The sequence below is a fragment of the Cellulophaga geojensis KL-A genome (assembly GCF_000568425.1).
Lineage (GTDB): Bacteria > Bacteroidota > Bacteroidia > Flavobacteriales > Flavobacteriaceae > Cellulophaga > Cellulophaga lytica.
In genome coordinates this window covers 15,212-29,878 of record NZ_ARZX01000014.1, presented here as the reverse complement: position 1 = coordinate 29,878, position 14,667 = coordinate 15,212, and the positions used below count along the sequence as shown (strand labels likewise).

Sequence of the window (14,667 nt, the reverse complement as noted above, 5' to 3'; positions counted from 1 at the left end):
TACGTGTAATTTTTTATTGGAATAATGTTACTACCAGTTCATCAAATTCTGTAAATAAGCCATCTTCGGTATTAACTCTTAGCATTAGGCTTTTGTTATCCGTTTTCCACTCGTAATAAGCAGAACTACTACTTTGGTTAGTATTAGGATTACCATACAATTCTGTTAGTTTAGTTTTAAGTTTGTTGAAATTAGATATTTCATCAAAAAAATGCATAGTTATTCTTTTGCCTTCATAGCTCGTATTTATTTTTACTTTATCTACAAAAACTCCATAAAAACGTAAAAAACGTTCATCACTAAATTTAATTTCACCATATTCCTCAGTAAACGGTAAGCCTTTAAAATGAGCTTTTATATCAGTTTCTAAAGTAATATCCTCTATATTCTTTACAAGTCCTTTATAGTCTACTTGTGCGTGTCCAAATAGGCTAACAAGCAGCAGAAGTACGGTTAGTTTTTTCATAATTATATCTGTTAATTTTTTTCTTTTGTAAGCTAATTTTAATCAGTGTTATTTTTAAGAGAAAAAGCCTGAAGACTTTTTTACTCAGCTACTTTTGGTAAAAATGATAAGTCTACTACATACTTTTTAGGATTATCGCGGTCTATTAAAACATTTATTTTTTCTGTTTTAATAAAGTCTGTAGGGTCAAACCAAATATTATCACTAGTAAAAATATGAAGTTCAGATGTTTTAGGGTTTAACCATTGTGATACCACAACAAAAGGGTTTTTACCATTAACAGCAATAGAAGTATTTAAGGTTACATTCTGAAAGTCTGTCTCTACTTTAGTACCGTGTAGTTTTAGGTGGTTGTGCATTTTCTTTTTCTTAATGCCAGATATTATAATACCAAAACCAATTAATGCAAAAACTAAACCCATACCGCCAAGTATAGTGCTTAAACCCCAAAGAGAGAAAAATCCTTTTATTTTAGCTTTGTTGGGCGCATCTGGATTGTAAATTACATCTACTTTTTCATTAACACTGTAACTAGGAGGGTTGCTGCTTACAGTAGACGTAAACTGAAACTGTTCTCCATTTTTATCTGTAAATTCTACTACAGGTTTGTATGTTATAGAATTGTCTGACGAGCTGCTAGAGCGCGACTCTAACATTTGTATAACAACACCTTGTGTTTCTGTAGCATTTTGTAAAAAACTGTTGGTACTTTGGAACGCAAAAAATGCTCCTACAAGCATACCAATACCTATTATTGTAAATACATACTTAACAATGTTTATTGCTTTCATTTTTTGTGGTTTAGTTATTTATTACTGTTTAGTTGCAGCAAGTGTTATTGCAACAACAAATTGCTGCTAACTAAAGCAAACTTAGTACTTAATATGAGTGCTTTACTATGTAAATATATATTCGTGTGGGTTTAGTATATATTTGATAAAGTGGAAAGTATTGTCAGTTGGCTGTGTAGCTTTTAGTGTGTAATACAAGTCTTAGTTCTGTATTTTTTAATTGTATTTAACAGTGCTAATATAGGTCCAGATGATAAATAAAAATTGTAATGGAACTCTAAACCATAAATAACTAATACCATTTCCATCAAATGTTCCTTTTTGATAGTTTACCTTGTTTAAAGAAGCGTAAATATTAGCAGGCAACATTAACAAAAGAAAAATAATTAATATCCATCCAGAAATATATTTATATCGGGGAATAAGAAGGCTTATGGCTAGTATAATTTCAAATACTCCTGTTAAATAAACAAATGTTTCTTTATAGGGAATATATTTGGGTATCATTAAAGACATTCCTTTGGTAAATGCAAAATGCCCAAGAGCAGTAAATAGTAACATTACAGACATTGCTATGTTAGCTGATAATGCAAAATCATATTTATTATATATAATTTTTATAACCAACAAAATTATTGTAAAACTAGATAAAAGTACAATTAAAGGTTTCATATTTTTTGCATTTTCTTCAAACACAAAGATCAGAAAAGAGCTAATAAAAATACTGAACTTAAGTTAAGTAATACGTTTTCTTATTCTACATTTAAAATCATCGTAAAATAAACTCATTAACAACACAATTGCTGGAAAAAATAAAGTATTAAGTTTAAACTCCATTTTAGAGTACAAAAAGCCGCCAAATATACCACCTAAAAAGAAAAAGGAAATAATATAAATATGTAGTTTAATAGTTTCTTTTATTTTTATTCTGATGCGGATATGATTTAGAAAAAAACAATTGAGACAATTCAATTCCTAAATCGGTGAATAAGCCTGTAAGGTGAGTAGTTCTTACAACAGCGTTAGAAATTTTAGTTACAAATGAGTTTTGAAGTCCCATTGCAAAAAACAAACCCTCTTGTATTTGGGTAAATTATAAGGTGCAAAGTTTACTTAAATCTATTAATTAAGTGCTCTATGTTCCCTTTCCATTTAGGGGTAAAGTAGTTCATATTTCAAATAATCAAATTTAATTGTATTTTAAAAATCAAGATTTAAAAATGTTTTCGTACCTGTTATTATTTCATCGATAAAATCATATGCAGTATCGTCATCAAATACTCCATAGCCCCAAGCTGCCATATTCTGTTTTTAGTGTAGTTAAATTTTTTACAATCTATAAAAAAATATGTTCTCTATTGTTTTAATCCCACCACAAAAAAAGTTGTTTTTCATCTCTAATTATTCTTTCAAGTTCACTTAATTCCCCAACTCCTTGGTCTACAGAATCCGGACAAAAATCATAAACTTCTGCAGCAAAGGCAGCAGCATCATTAATGTTATTATTAAAAGTTAAAGCAACCCAATCATAATCGGCTCCTAATATTTCAATGCCATAATTCTTGTCCCAAACCTTAAGTTTTTCTATAACATCATTGTTATCTATATCAAAGTTAATTCCATCTGTTTTCTGAACTCTAAGAATATCAAATTTGTCTGTAGATTTAATTACAGATACAGTTGAAGGACTTTGATATCCGCTTTCTGATAAAAACAGTTGATACCCTTTGCTTTTTAATATTGCTTTATTTTCTAGTATAATTTGGTATGCTCTATTTTCTGATATTTTAAATGAAATTCCGTTTAACTGTTCAATTCCAGTTTTGCTTTCTGTTCCATTTTTGTTTATAACATAACCAGGTTCAGATATTTCAAACCGAAAAAAATCTTCAGTAGTTGCTTTTTTCAAATCAATAAAAACCTCTTTGTTAAACCCTATATTTTTAAACAATAATAGCTCAGGTTCAGAAAAAACTGTTGAATTTTGTTTGCAACCAATCAAGGAGAATACGAGTAATGCGTATATAAATTGTTTCATAATTTTATAAATACTGCTTTGTAATGGTATAAAAGTGGTAAGGCCCTATAAATTAAAGCTATTATTGATGCTTTTGTTTTTGCAATTAGCAATTACTAAAAGTAACTTAATATACGCTATTTTAATTTGTACTTGGGTTAAAATTAATACACAAATTAAATGTTTTTAGTATCTCTAATCTTATCAATCCAATTTATTACGTGTTCTGGCGGTATGTCATAACCAACAGCTTTTTTTCCGCTCCAATTTATGCCTACTAGTTGTTTATGAGATTTTAATATTTTTAACCAGTAATTGTAAAACGTATTTAAATCTAGCTCTACGGGCTCAAAACCTTCATAAGCCTTAACTGTTTTAATAATTATTTCTGCTCTAGATTTGCTAGACCAAAATGGCATAGCTCTAATACCGTCTCTATTTTTTGGCGCAGGAAAACCTCCGCTATCTTTTATAGTCCATACTTTTTTAGATGACTCAACATCTCTATAAAATATTGCGGCTTGTGATGCAGATTGTGACATATTTAATTTTTTAGGGTACTTTAAGGAGAAACGGAATGAAACTTTAACGATTAATGACTATTATGTGGCCGAAAATCAGTTCTTATTTTTCTATCCACCATTCAATTCCATTTTTAAATTCATTTTTAACAAAATCGTAAGCAACAAAGAACCCAGATTGTAGTGATGGATGCTCACTTTGCAGGAGTTCCCTTTCCTGGTTTTTCATTCTCCAGTGTGCATCAAGTCTTTTTAGTTTTTTGAGTTCTAAAATTGGTTTGTAATTTTTGTCTCTTATTGATGCACAGGACATATCAAGTTCAATTAATTCATTTAAGTTTGTAAAAGGTTCAAGACTATGTAGTATTAAATTTTTTGGAGCAAATGTGTCCCCGCCAAGCTCCAAGGATTTTAACCATTTCATTTTTCCAATTAATTCATAATTAGCAACTTTAAAAGACGCGAGAATTGAAAGACTCTCTAATGATTTTAATTCAATTAATGGTGAAACATCTTCTAGTCTTGAAAAATTACTTAGATACAAGGCTTTCAGTTTCGTTAGTTTTTTAATTGATCCGATGTCTGTAACGGTAGAAGACCAAATGTTTAAAACTTCTAAATTCTTCATTTTGCATATAACATCAAAGTAATCTTGGTCTACTTTATGTCTAAGGTTTAGTCTTTTTATATGGCTAAGTTGCGGTAGTTTTTCTTTCCATTGTTCATCAATTTCCTTTCTTCTTTTTAAAGAAGTGCCTGAAGGAAAATCCATAGTTAAAGTGGAGATGAAAATGTTGTTTGTTTCCAAGATTTTATCTCCGCACTCCTTAAAAGTTTGCTCTTCATCCAATTCCGCTATGGTGGGGTAATAGGTGTCAGCTATCTGGTCTTTTCCAACAATTAGTGCCTTCATTTAAAGTTTTCTGTAATTGAGTTCAACGTTGATGTATATGATTAGTTGCGTGTTTTAGCAACTAATTTAGTAAACAAAAACGAACGCGAGAAAATTCCGAAGGAATTTCCCAAGTAAGCACTTGCCAAAGCAATTAATTATACAGGTTGTTACCCAACGTTTTTATTTCCTATTATTATTTCAACTGCTTTTACAGTTTCTTTTTGATATTTAGATTTATTATTCAAAATTTCGTTCAATTCCGTTTCAGATTTTGTTTTAAATTTTTCCACAAACTTTTCCGTTAGACTTTTTTCTTTTTGCTTTTCCAATTCTTGTTTTAAAGTTAAAGCTTCTTTAGAATCAGATTTGTTAATGTATTGAAACATTCTAAATCTATATTTTGTATTCTCCACAATTGGTTCGTCGTGCAGAAAGTCCACAATTAAGTTTGAAATATAATATCTGTCTCCATTATTAAATTCTAAATCCCAGTATGCAAGGTCAGAGTTTATCATTTTCCAACGCATTGCGTTGTCAATCCGATTTTTGTAATAAATTCCTAAATGATAAATTGAAGATTTTATTTCCGTTATTTCATATTGTTTTGATACTCCGTTTTTGACAATTCCGATGCTGTTGTTTTCTGTGTCAATCTTAATTTTCGTATTCTTATTTTCTTTGTAATAGTTAAAATAAATAATGAAATTCGGTAGATTATAGATTAAGAAAAACACAGACATTATTTTGACAAACAAAAAGTCCAAAACAAATTGCTCTACTTTTTTCAGATAATAATAAATAGGTGCTATAATTGTCAAACCAATAACAAAATAAATATTCTCCCTCAAGAGGATTTTTAGAAGTTTGTTGTTATGTTCAAAGGTCTTTTTCAAATGTTTGCCAACGTGATTGTATAAGATTAGTTGCGTGTTTTAAGCACCTAATTTAGCAAAATACAAACCGAATAGAAAATCCGCTAGTCCCGACGCTTCGGGATTCGTAAGTAGGCTAGAACTAGCAATAAATTTTATGCGGTGTTAGCCTTAGTTATTATTCGTTAATTTTTTCAAATATTCCATTTTCATTCCGTTCAAAACTTGTTCCAACTTCAGATTCGAGTAAGTCAATAAAAGAATCATCTCTTGACAAAACCGAACCAACAGAAACCAAACTAATATTTTCTAAATCTTCCATATATTCATCAGATTCGTCTCCTGATAATATTCTCCAACCAGTATCTACATAATCTCTTTCTTTATCCACTTCCATTGGTTCTTCTCTGTAAATGTAGTTGATTGGTGCATTTTCATACAATACTTTATTTGTAGCAAAGCATCTGTCGTAATATTTGTCTACCAAATTCGGTTCAGATAATCCTAAATCGTGGTCGATTATATGCTTATACTCAAATTCTATTTCGTCTCCTGCATATAATTCGTGAAGATAAAATGGATGATTATCCAAAGTTCCTATAAACTTTCCTTTATTAATTTCTGTAATCTCAACCCACATTCTTTCTGCTCCTGGATGCTCAGGATTAGAAGACTCAAATTCAAACGTAAGTTTCACGATATTACCAACCTTAAGGTTATTTAATATTTCTCTGCTTGGTTTGTAAAATGTGTATATATTTTCTTTTGCTAATTTTTCAGAGTCAGTTAATTTCCAACTTCCCATTTTGTACCCAATTGAATTTATTCTCCTTAAATCAAATTCCCATTTTTTGTTTAGTTTACAGAGTTTAATTACTTTTTTTACTAAATCATTTCCTTTTCTATCAACTATAATGTAATGTTCAACTAATTCTGATGAAAGGTTTTCAAAAGCGATTCCCCATTCATTATTTTCTATTAGTTCTAATCCTTTTTTAAGCTGTTTTTTTACACCATTAATGACATCTGAATTTTCTTCATTAGTTAATAATTCAGATTCTACATATTCAAAAAAGTCTTTTACTGCTTGTTTTCTTTTTATATTATTGAATATCATTTCTGGTTTTTTCTCTAATTAAGGCTAACGTCTCGGCTAATGTTAGTACGGGAATTAAAAGTAGTGAACTTTCTATTAAGCACTTAGCCAAAGTTTATGTTTTCTTTTTATATTTTTTAAAATACTAAATTTAAATCTTTGGCGACAAACCAAATAGGCGAGGACTTTTTGATTAATCCCGAAATCCGCATTATCGCATAGATGTTGTTACCACACGTTTTTTTTTAAGCTAATTCCTCTGAAACTATTTCTATTTTATTTCCATTTTTGTCAATACCCCAGATTTGTAATGTGTCAAATCCATTGCGTTTTACCTTTTCAAAGTCAACTTTTCGTCCGTTAACTAATTCTATTTCTCCATTTAAGTCAACTTCATCTCTAAATTCGTCTTCATAGTCAATTCCGTTATAAGTTGAAATAAACAATTCGAATTTGCTATTTCCTTTTTCGTCATTGTATATTTTATCAGGAATTCTATTATTTACTTGTTCGTCAGAATATTTGTCACAAAACATAGCGTTATATCCGTGTTCGCATCCGTCAAATAATAAGTATTCCATTTTGTCACTTATATTAACTGCAACAATTTTAGCAGGAGCAAAGTCAGTTTCTACGATTAAGTTTTTGTAATCAGAGTGAAGTTGTCCATAATACTTGATTTCGAAAAATGTTTCTCCAGTTTTTGATTTAAGTTTACGTCTCCATTCGTGAGAATGTAATTCCTTTGGGTTAGAAATATGTTCAACATTTTCTTCAAGAAAAGTAGGTCCTAAAATTCCATTTTCAGTTGTAGAGTTTGAGTTTGATTTTTCTTTTTTAAAGATGTCAAATATTCCCATTTTATCCTTTTTGTAATGTGTGGAAACGGTTTTGTATATGCTGCGTTGCGTGGTTTAGCACGTAATTTAGCAAATAAAAACCGAATAGAAAATCCGCTAGTCCCGACGCTTCGGGATTCGTAAGTAGGCTAGAACTAGCAATTAATTTTATGCGGTGCTGTAAGTCGTTTTATTCTTTTCTATTTATCAAATTCAAAACTTCGTCTGCAACAAACTTTCCACTATTAGCAAAAGAAGCAGTTATCAATCTGTTTTCAGAATCTACAATTTCATAATTTATTTTTCTTTCGTGATTATACACTTTTAAGTTTGCACCTTTTTTTAGCAATTCCGTTTCCATATCATAAGGCAATAACTTTCCAAAGTCGGATTGTTCCATAATGTTCTTTTCATTCCACGTAGGAAAGCTTGTCATTGTTTTGTTTTTTACTAAATATTCTCCTGAATTCAATTTCACATCAATAAGTGTCGCTGTTCCGTGGCCTATTGTTCCAATAATTCCTCCATTATCATATATTTCTGATATCACTCTAAGAATATCTACATCTTTATGCGTATCCCAAAATTGTCCATATCCGCCAGGAATAATTATACCTAAATATTCTTTTGGATTAATTTCGGTTGGTTTTAAACTATTCTTTGTCTTATTTTGGAATAATTCACTTTTGATAACTGCTTTTACTAAACTGGTTGTGTCTCCGCTGTGGTATATTGGAATTTCACCACCTTTAGGTGATACAATATCAATTTCAAATTTTTTTTGAGAGAATTTATTAAAGGGAATTGCTAATTCAATTAGGTAAGTTCCATTTGGTTCATTTTTCATTTCATTGACATTCGTAGTAATGAAAAGAATTTTCTTTTTTTCGTTATTCTTTTTACAGGAAATAACTAAAAAAAAGATTAATAATATGGTCAAAATTTTATTCATAGTTCTTTTTTTCTCAAATGGCCTAACGGTATCGGATATGAGTAGTTGCACCGTTTTTCAGAAGTAGGCGAGAACAAGTAATTACTTATAGACATTGTTTTGCGTTCGTTATTTTTTAGTTCCTTCTAATGTTTTTTGTAATTCAGAGCTGATTTTTTCATCTATAATGTCTGTCAATTTTCCACTATTAAAATCAAATCTTTTTATTAAAGTTGGTTCATTGTATTCTTCAAATTGTCCATCTTTATTTTTATCAACACCAAATTGAATTGTCAAGTTCTTTTCGTTATTAAGGAACTTAAAATTGAAAACGTCCATTCCTTCAATTCCTACTTTTTTCAATTCCTTTTTTGTCAAAGAATAAACATAAAGTGATTTAAAATCTTTGAGATTGATTACGCCATCTTTGTAAGTATCCTTTTCGGAAACGTTCATTAAGAGTAAAATATCGTCTTCAAAATATTCGGTCTTGATTAAATTGAAATTCACTCTTTTGTCAAAGAGTTTTTTATTCATTCCGTTTTTTGGATTATAAACAATCAAATTATTAAATGCTCCGTAATATTGTCGTGAATATCTCGTATCTGATGGTTTATAACTTGATGATGATTTATTTAAATTCAAAAGTCCGCTTATATCTTCTTGTTCATTCAATGTTTTATGCGATACTGGAATAATATAAACAGAATTGATTGTATCGATTAATCTTGGATTTTCATATGAGATTACTTGTTCTCGTTTATTTTCTTTTTGTAACTCTTCAATTTTTTCATCAGATAAAATTCCAGTTTCAACGTCATCATCGTATCTTCGATGTTCCATAATCGTTATTGATATAAAAGCTATTAAAGCAACTATCAAAAAAATCACTCCTACTGTTCCTAAAACAGCGAGAAGTCGTTGGTTATATTTCTCAATTTTCATTTATTTCTGGATTTTTTCTTAATGACGCATAACTATAAAATAAACGCAACTTACAATATTTATTCCGCCAATTTAGTTAGATAAGTGCATATATTATATCTTCTTACAATTTTTAAAAAAAATCCTGCACTATAACTATGTTAAGCCATAATTTCTCTAGCCCTAGCTATTCTTGTTAATGTAGGTTTTTAATTGTTTAATCCAATCTGTTTTAATATCTAACAAAACATTTGGTTTAATTCCTACAGATTCATATTCAATATATTTTGAATGTTTTTTGGAGGTTAATGAAACTATAAAATTGGTACAAGGTAAGGTGTAATTGCTATCTTTTATTTCATAAGCTAGTGTTCCATTAGTTCTTTGGCCAAATAGTAGGCAATTTTCTAACTTACTAAGTTTATGTGCAAATTGCTCTGCATTACTCACAGTTTTATGATTAATAAGTACATAAACTTTATTTTGTTTAGCATAGTCTTTTACTAACTCATATAAAATGTTAGAATTTCTGTTGCCGCCACCTCCATTGTTTCTTAAATCAATAATTAAGTGTTTTTTGTTTAAATTTCCTTCTAAAGATTTGTAAAATTTTTCTGCATCAATAAGGGTTTTGTTCCAAGAGCTAAAACTCCCAACTCTTAAATACGTAATTTTATCTGATAGTTCTTCACGGTAGTAGGTATCTTCAGATAGCGTTTTTTGGTGATAATTTTTTTCTGCTATATTTTTTTTAAAGCCCATAAAATAAAAAAAACCATCTTCTATTCTTTCGGTATATGCAATTAGTCGTTTAGATGAAATGCTTCCGCCAATGTTTAATAAATAATTATTTCCAAAAGGTATTAGCGTATAAATAACCTCACCTATTTGCCAAACATCAGATTCCGAATTTAAAATAATGGCGTTATAGTGTCCATTAATTTTGTAGACACCAATAGTCATATAATTTTCTCTGGTATATATACCTTCTACATTCATTTTTGTTTTGCTGCTTAATGCTACTTGCAAACTGTCTAAATCTATATTTGGTTGTGGGTAGCTATTATAGAGCGCTGTTTTTTTAAATTCTAATAACTTTTCAGAATTTAATTTTACTTTATCTGTTGCTCCAGGGTTAGCGCTATAAACTCTGCTATGGTTATCGTTTAAAGAAATTAAAAGTTTATTAAGTAGTAAATGGCAATCAAAAATTGAATTTATGGAGGTTACCTCTTTTGCAATTTTTGAATAGGAAGCGTGGTATGCCTTTTTGTTAATTTTATAAGCCGGTGTTTTTCTTATTTTGCTGTCCAAAAAAGTTAAATCAGTCTTGCAACTGCAATCTTTGTTTTGTGAAAAACCGGTAGTAATTAAGCTACTAATTAGTACAAATAGTAATGTTGTTTTTTTCATTTTGGTTATTTATAACAAACGTTTTATAAGCTGTTTGTTAGGTGTTTACGTAACTAATATAACAAATATCTTTTATAAAATTACAGCAATACTTTAAAGCTAAACCCAAATAAAAAAACGTATATGGTAAGATATAGTTTTGTGTTTATACTATTAATTATAATTATTTATGAAGTTTGGGGGTGTATTCACCTAATTTTACCCAAATGTTATAGTTAGTAAACTTTATAAATAATAAGAACAATTAAAGTTAACCCTAAACGGTTCTATATTTCTAATTTTTAAGTGGCATTAGTTTTTTATTGCGCTATATACATTGGGATTGTGTTTTTCCATATAAAATTCAGGTTTAGGTATTTCTGTAAACCCAAATTTTTTATAAAGCCACTCGGCTGTATCAGTCAATAAAATCCAACGTCTCAATCCCTGAAGATTTGGATGTTCCATTATTTCATTCATCAGCCATTTACTTAATCCTTTTCCTCTATATTCATTTAGAATATAAACATCTCCTAAATATGCAATAGTTGAATAGTCTGAAATTATTCTAGCAAAACCAATTTGTTTGTTTTCGTGATAAATCCCAAAATTTAAAGAGTTTTCAATTGATGTTTTCAAAGTATTTAAAGGAATTCCGTTAGCCCAATCAGTTTGGTTAGCTAGGAATTTGTGGATGCTCAAAACATCTAATTTATTCTTGTCAGTTGAAATGGTATAATCATTTCTATGTGTTTCTCTAACTTTCAATTTGGTTTGTCTTAATTAATGCCAACGGTTTGGCAATGGTTAATACGTGGTTTAAGCACTAAAGTTAGCAAATAAATTACCAACCAATAAAGTCCGCTAGTCCCAACGTTTCAGGGTTTGTATGTAGTCTGGTACTAGCAATTAATTATACACGGTGTTACCCACAGTTTTTTATTTCAACATCCAATTTATTAAATCTTTTTCATTTACTATCGACCAAGAATGTGGGTGCCTTTCTCCATTTGCTCGATAACCTCGATTTTCGGTGTTTATTAATTCAACATTGTTTTCTCCAAATTCGATTTTTAATTTGTCTGATAATTTTTGAATGTAAAAAGCATTTAAATCTTCATATTCATTTTTTGCATATTCTTTCCACCATTTTAAATCAGGTTCTGTATAAAACCTAATTTTTAATTTTTCCAATCCTTTTAGATTGTCAATATTTTCCGTTTTAAATGTATAAGGCGAATTCTGTTCGTAAGTATTAATTCCATTAGATGGATTTCCAAATTCTTTATCAAACATATTCTTAATCCAAGTAGATTCTTGGATAGATGATTCTGAAAAGTTAAGTTTTAAATTCTTTTCGGCAGTTCCATAAAGTTCAAGAAGGTCAATAGGTGAATCCACTATAAAAACTCCTTTCGGTTGAATTTGACTTTCATTCTTTACAAGATAATCACTAATTAATAGACTTACATTTCCACCACTTGAAAATCCGCCAATAAAGATGTTTTCTAAGGATAAGTTTTTTTCCTTAACTATTCTTGTTAATTGTTCCGTTAATTCTTGTTTTTCTTTTTGGCTTAAATATAATTTTTGGTTTAAGTTCATTGCTAAAACTGAAAAGTCATTTTTTACACTTATTTCAGCAATTTTAAATTCAGACAATGTGTTCTCCGCATCACAAGAAAAACAAGGGAATAAAATCAATAATCCTTTTTGATTTTCGGCTTTTATTAATTTAAATTCGACAGTCTTTATAATTTCAGGTTTTGGTTTTTCAGTCCGATTTATTTTCTCGGATTTTCCTTTGCAAGAAGTTATAATTAGAAGTAAAATTATGATGTATTTGGTCATTTTTTAAATTGTGGGTAACGTCTCGGCTAAGCGTAGTGCGGAGGTAAGGAAACCTTTTCGTTTCCGTCTACGCACGAAGCTAAAGCTTATTGTTTTGATTTATTTTTTCTATTCTAAAGCTAAATCCATAAGATTTAGCGGACTTAGTAAACAAGCCCAAGCCCTTAAATATAGCACTTTTCGCCCTATTTGCTATAGGTATTGTTACCTGTAGTTTTCATTTCCGTTGGTAAATTGAATGCATTTGTCCATCCCAATTTTCACCTCCAATTTCTAGTTCCATTTCTTGCTCTGTCAAACGCACGATACGGAAGGTCCTGAACTTTTTACCATAAAGAAAAATTAATCCTCCAGACCCGCTGAGTTCCCACTTGCTTGTAGAATTCTGCCCTATACTAGTAATTTTAATTGAATCTTTAGAAACAGTAATATGTTCAATATAATTTCTCCAAAATGGGTCAATAATTGGAGTCGGTTTTTTTAGGTCATTTTGCTTTATGACTTGCCATTTCCCAATTAACTTGTCCAATTTAGTTTTTGCTTGCTCAACAAATACATAATTTTGAATTTTATCGTCGTATGTAGATAGATAAACTTTTTCATTGATTGCTGAGTCGATTTTTATGGGAATTGAATAAAGATTATTGCTAAATAAAAGGAACTTTAAATTTTCAAAACTTTCGATAGACCATTCGTTTTTGGATATTTTTTCATTATTCCCGTCATAATGAATCATCATAGTATCATTAACAAAATCTGCATTCATAATTGATTTATTACCATTATACCGATATGATTTACCTACTGGATTCCAACTCACATCTTTAAATTGCTTAGGTATTTTTTTAAAAACAGAATATGATTTTGAAGACTTAAAGTTATTAAAAATGATACTGTCTTTCGCAAAGATAAATTGCCCCTCTATTTGTCCGATTTGATCCTTAAATATTAGTTTTTGGGTTTTTGGTTGCAAATCTAATACTGTGTCCAATTGTACGAATTGGTCTTGATTGGTTGGGAATTCTATTATTCTTATTTTATTGTTCTTGATGTTTAACAATATTCTAGATTCCAAATCAAGATTCTGTATTTGCCCATTTTCATTTGAATAGTAGGTGTTTATCCAGTTTCCATTCAATTCAAGTTCATTCGAGCAGGAAATAGTACCAATAAAAATGAGAATTGCAATTGGGACAAAGTTTTTCATAAATTACAGGTAACGTTGATGTTTAAGAATAGTTGCGGGTTTGTATGCGAGGATTTTCCGAAGGAAAATCAGACGTTACAAAATTGCACTAACCTTTGATTAAGCACCTAATTTAGCATTATTTTTATACATTGTTGGGCACAGTATTTTTATTCATATTATTTAATTCAGCATCTTTTTTCCAAATGAAGAATAAACTTGAAATGAAGTTGAATATTACTAAAAGCCAAGTCCATTCAGTTTTTGTTTTTTTCTCTACATTTTTATAATTCCAAAGTCGATAAATCAGATACCCGATTTGTATTAAAATCAGTCCGTTAACAATTGGTCCTTGATATTCAAATCCGACAACATTATTCGTAATCCATTTGAAAAAATCAACACTCAAAAAAGTGAACATATAAACAATTCCGACAATCGATGGAATTGACAATAATATTTTAATCGGTTTCGTCATATTTTATAAATTCCCAAGGTATTTCTTTTTTAAAGGTCTGAATACATTCCTCCATTAATTCAAGTGATATATTTTCTTTAAATATTCGGATTTTTCTAGTTTTTTCTGTGTCGTCTCTGAAAATTTCCGCAATCAATTCGTCATTTCGATAGTTTTCAATTCCGATTCCGTCACGTTCATTTACGTCACTTGCGATTATCACTCTATCTTTATTTTCTTTCATTTGCGTTCTGTTCAGATATTGTGCCCAACGTTTTAGCTAAGCGTAGTGCGGAGACAAGGAAACTCTTCGTTTCCGTCTGAGCACGAAGCTAAAGCTTATTGTTTAGTTTTATTTTTTTCTTGTTCAAAGCTAAATCCATAAGATTTAGCGACTTTATAAATATACACAGACCTTTCGATTTTGAC

General features: G+C 29.6%; 18 protein-coding genes and 1 pseudogene. All 19 read right to left on the bottom strand.

Annotated features, from left to right (window positions below; all coding sequences use genetic code 11):
• Positions 1-13 precede the first annotated feature (13 nt).
• The 19 genes and pseudogenes from KLA_RS11060 to KLA_RS10980 all read right to left on the bottom strand — a co-directional run bounded on the left by KLA_RS11060 (position 14) and on the right by KLA_RS10980 (position 14,482).
• Positions 14-466: a hypothetical protein gene (locus KLA_RS11060; RefSeq protein ID WP_034645860.1), complete on the bottom strand. Its 453-nt coding sequence runs from the start codon at positions 464-466 to the stop codon at positions 14-16.
• Between the two features lie 80 nt (positions 467-546).
• Positions 547-1,257, bottom strand: coding sequence for a DUF3592 domain-containing protein (locus KLA_RS11055; protein WP_034645858.1), 711 nt, complete (start codon positions 1,255-1,257; stop codon positions 547-549).
• 216 nt (positions 1,258-1,473) lie between these two features.
• Entirely contained in the window at positions 1,474-1,929 is a 456-nt protein-coding gene (locus tag KLA_RS11050; RefSeq protein WP_034645856.1) for a membrane protein, read from the bottom strand.
• 279 nt (positions 1,930-2,208) lie between these two features.
• Positions 2,209-2,329 (bottom strand): annotated as a pseudogene (locus tag KLA_RS17975) (DUF1275 family protein); the annotation flags it as partial.
• Between the two features lie 128 nt (positions 2,330-2,457).
• Positions 2,458-2,559: a DUF4259 domain-containing protein gene (locus tag KLA_RS17835; protein WP_084470716.1), complete on the bottom strand. Its 102-nt coding sequence runs from the start codon at positions 2,557-2,559 to the stop codon at positions 2,458-2,460.
• A 61-nt stretch (positions 2,560-2,620) separates the two neighbouring features.
• The gene (locus KLA_RS11045; RefSeq protein WP_034645853.1) at positions 2,621-3,295 is read right to left on the bottom strand and encodes a DUF4253 domain-containing protein; all 675 of its coding nucleotides are present in this window, start codon (positions 3,293-3,295) and stop codon (positions 2,621-2,623) included.
• A gap of 155 nt (positions 3,296-3,450) precedes the next feature.
• Positions 3,451-3,816: a DUF2750 domain-containing protein gene (locus KLA_RS11040; protein WP_034645851.1), complete on the bottom strand. Its 366-nt coding sequence runs from the start codon at positions 3,814-3,816 to the stop codon at positions 3,451-3,453.
• Positions 3,817-3,898: 82 nt separating this feature from the next.
• Positions 3,899-4,708: a leucine-rich repeat domain-containing protein gene (locus KLA_RS11035; RefSeq protein WP_034645849.1), complete on the bottom strand. Its 810-nt coding sequence runs from the start codon at positions 4,706-4,708 to the stop codon at positions 3,899-3,901.
• 149 nt (positions 4,709-4,857) lie between these two features.
• A complete protein-coding gene (locus KLA_RS11030) occupies positions 4,858-5,583 on the bottom strand; it encodes a hypothetical protein (protein WP_034645847.1) in 726 nt (241 codons plus the stop codon).
• A gap of 157 nt (positions 5,584-5,740) precedes the next feature.
• On the bottom strand, positions 5,741-6,679 hold the full coding sequence (locus KLA_RS11025; protein ID WP_051456094.1) for a DUF2185 domain-containing protein: 939 nt from the start codon (positions 6,677-6,679) through the stop codon (positions 5,741-5,743).
• A 224-nt stretch (positions 6,680-6,903) separates the two neighbouring features.
• Entirely contained in the window at positions 6,904-7,518 is a 615-nt protein-coding gene (locus KLA_RS11020; RefSeq protein WP_051456093.1) for a hypothetical protein, read from the bottom strand.
• 169 nt (positions 7,519-7,687) lie between these two features.
• Complete coding sequence (locus KLA_RS11015; protein ID WP_034645845.1) at positions 7,688-8,449, bottom strand: DJ-1/PfpI family protein; 762 nt, start codon at positions 8,447-8,449, stop codon at positions 7,688-7,690.
• Positions 8,450-8,557: 108 nt separating this feature from the next.
• Positions 8,558-9,373, bottom strand: coding sequence for a hypothetical protein (locus tag KLA_RS11010; RefSeq protein WP_034645844.1), 816 nt, complete (start codon positions 9,371-9,373; stop codon positions 8,558-8,560).
• 162 nt (positions 9,374-9,535) lie between these two features.
• Positions 9,536-10,765, bottom strand: coding sequence for a S41 family peptidase (locus KLA_RS11005; protein WP_034645843.1), 1,230 nt, complete (start codon positions 10,763-10,765; stop codon positions 9,536-9,538).
• 291 nt (positions 10,766-11,056) lie between these two features.
• Entirely contained in the window at positions 11,057-11,512 is a 456-nt protein-coding gene (locus KLA_RS11000; RefSeq protein WP_034645842.1) for a GNAT family N-acetyltransferase, read from the bottom strand.
• Positions 11,513-11,683: 171 nt separating this feature from the next.
• Positions 11,684-12,595: a hypothetical protein gene (locus KLA_RS10995; RefSeq protein ID WP_034645841.1), complete on the bottom strand. Its 912-nt coding sequence runs from the start codon at positions 12,593-12,595 to the stop codon at positions 11,684-11,686.
• Positions 12,596-12,812: 217 nt separating this feature from the next.
• Positions 12,813-13,802: a hypothetical protein gene (locus tag KLA_RS10990; protein ID WP_034645840.1), complete on the bottom strand. Its 990-nt coding sequence runs from the start codon at positions 13,800-13,802 to the stop codon at positions 12,813-12,815.
• Between the two features lie 124 nt (positions 13,803-13,926).
• Positions 13,927-14,259 (bottom strand): hypothetical protein, encoded by a 333-nt coding sequence (locus tag KLA_RS10985; protein ID WP_034645839.1) that lies wholly within the window; start codon positions 14,257-14,259, stop codon positions 13,927-13,929.
• The gene (locus KLA_RS10980; protein ID WP_034645838.1) at positions 14,243-14,482 is read right to left on the bottom strand and encodes a hypothetical protein; all 240 of its coding nucleotides are present in this window, start codon (positions 14,480-14,482) and stop codon (positions 14,243-14,245) included. The genes KLA_RS10985 and KLA_RS10980 overlap by 17 nt, the downstream gene beginning before the upstream one ends.
• Positions 14,483-14,667 lie beyond the last annotated feature (185 nt).

Coding starts and splice junctions, on each gene's coding strand:
- KLA_RS11025 (WP_051456094.1), bottom strand. CDS start 6,679: ATGATATTCAATAATATAAAAAGAAAACAAGCAGTAAAAGACTTTTTT.
- KLA_RS11035 (WP_034645849.1), bottom strand. CDS start 4,708: ATGAAGGCACTAATTGTTGGAAAAGACCAGATAGCTGACACCTATTAC.
- KLA_RS10990 (WP_034645840.1), bottom strand. CDS start 13,802: ATGAAAAACTTTGTCCCAATTGCAATTCTCATTTTTATTGGTACTATT.
- KLA_RS11050 (WP_034645856.1), bottom strand. CDS start 1,929: ATGAAACCTTTAATTGTACTTTTATCTAGTTTTACAATAATTTTGTTG.
- KLA_RS11045 (WP_034645853.1), bottom strand. CDS start 3,295: ATGAAACAATTTATATACGCATTACTCGTATTCTCCTTGATTGGTTGC.
- KLA_RS11005 (WP_034645843.1), bottom strand. CDS start 10,765: ATGAAAAAAACAACATTACTATTTGTACTAATTAGTAGCTTAATTACT.
- KLA_RS17835 (WP_084470716.1), bottom strand. CDS start 2,559: ATGGCAGCTTGGGGCTATGGAGTATTTGATGACGATACTGCATATGAT.
- KLA_RS11060 (WP_034645860.1), bottom strand. CDS start 466: ATGAAAAAACTAACCGTACTTCTGCTGCTTGTTAGCCTATTTGGACAC.
- KLA_RS11015 (WP_034645845.1), bottom strand. CDS start 8,449: ATGAATAAAATTTTGACCATATTATTAATCTTTTTTTTAGTTATTTCC.
- KLA_RS11055 (WP_034645858.1), bottom strand. CDS start 1,257: ATGAAAGCAATAAACATTGTTAAGTATGTATTTACAATAATAGGTATT.
- KLA_RS10995 (WP_034645841.1), bottom strand. CDS start 12,595: ATGACCAAATACATCATAATTTTACTTCTAATTATAACTTCTTGCAAA.
- KLA_RS10980 (WP_034645838.1), bottom strand. CDS start 14,482: ATGAAAGAAAATAAAGATAGAGTGATAATCGCAAGTGACGTAAATGAA.
- KLA_RS11020 (WP_051456093.1), bottom strand. CDS start 7,518: ATGGGAATATTTGACATCTTTAAAAAAGAAAAATCAAACTCAAACTCT.
- KLA_RS10985 (WP_034645839.1), bottom strand. CDS start 14,259: ATGACGAAACCGATTAAAATATTATTGTCAATTCCATCGATTGTCGGA.
- KLA_RS11040 (WP_034645851.1), bottom strand. CDS start 3,816: ATGTCACAATCTGCATCACAAGCCGCAATATTTTATAGAGATGTTGAG.
- KLA_RS11010 (WP_034645844.1), bottom strand. CDS start 9,373: ATGAAAATTGAGAAATATAACCAACGACTTCTCGCTGTTTTAGGAACA.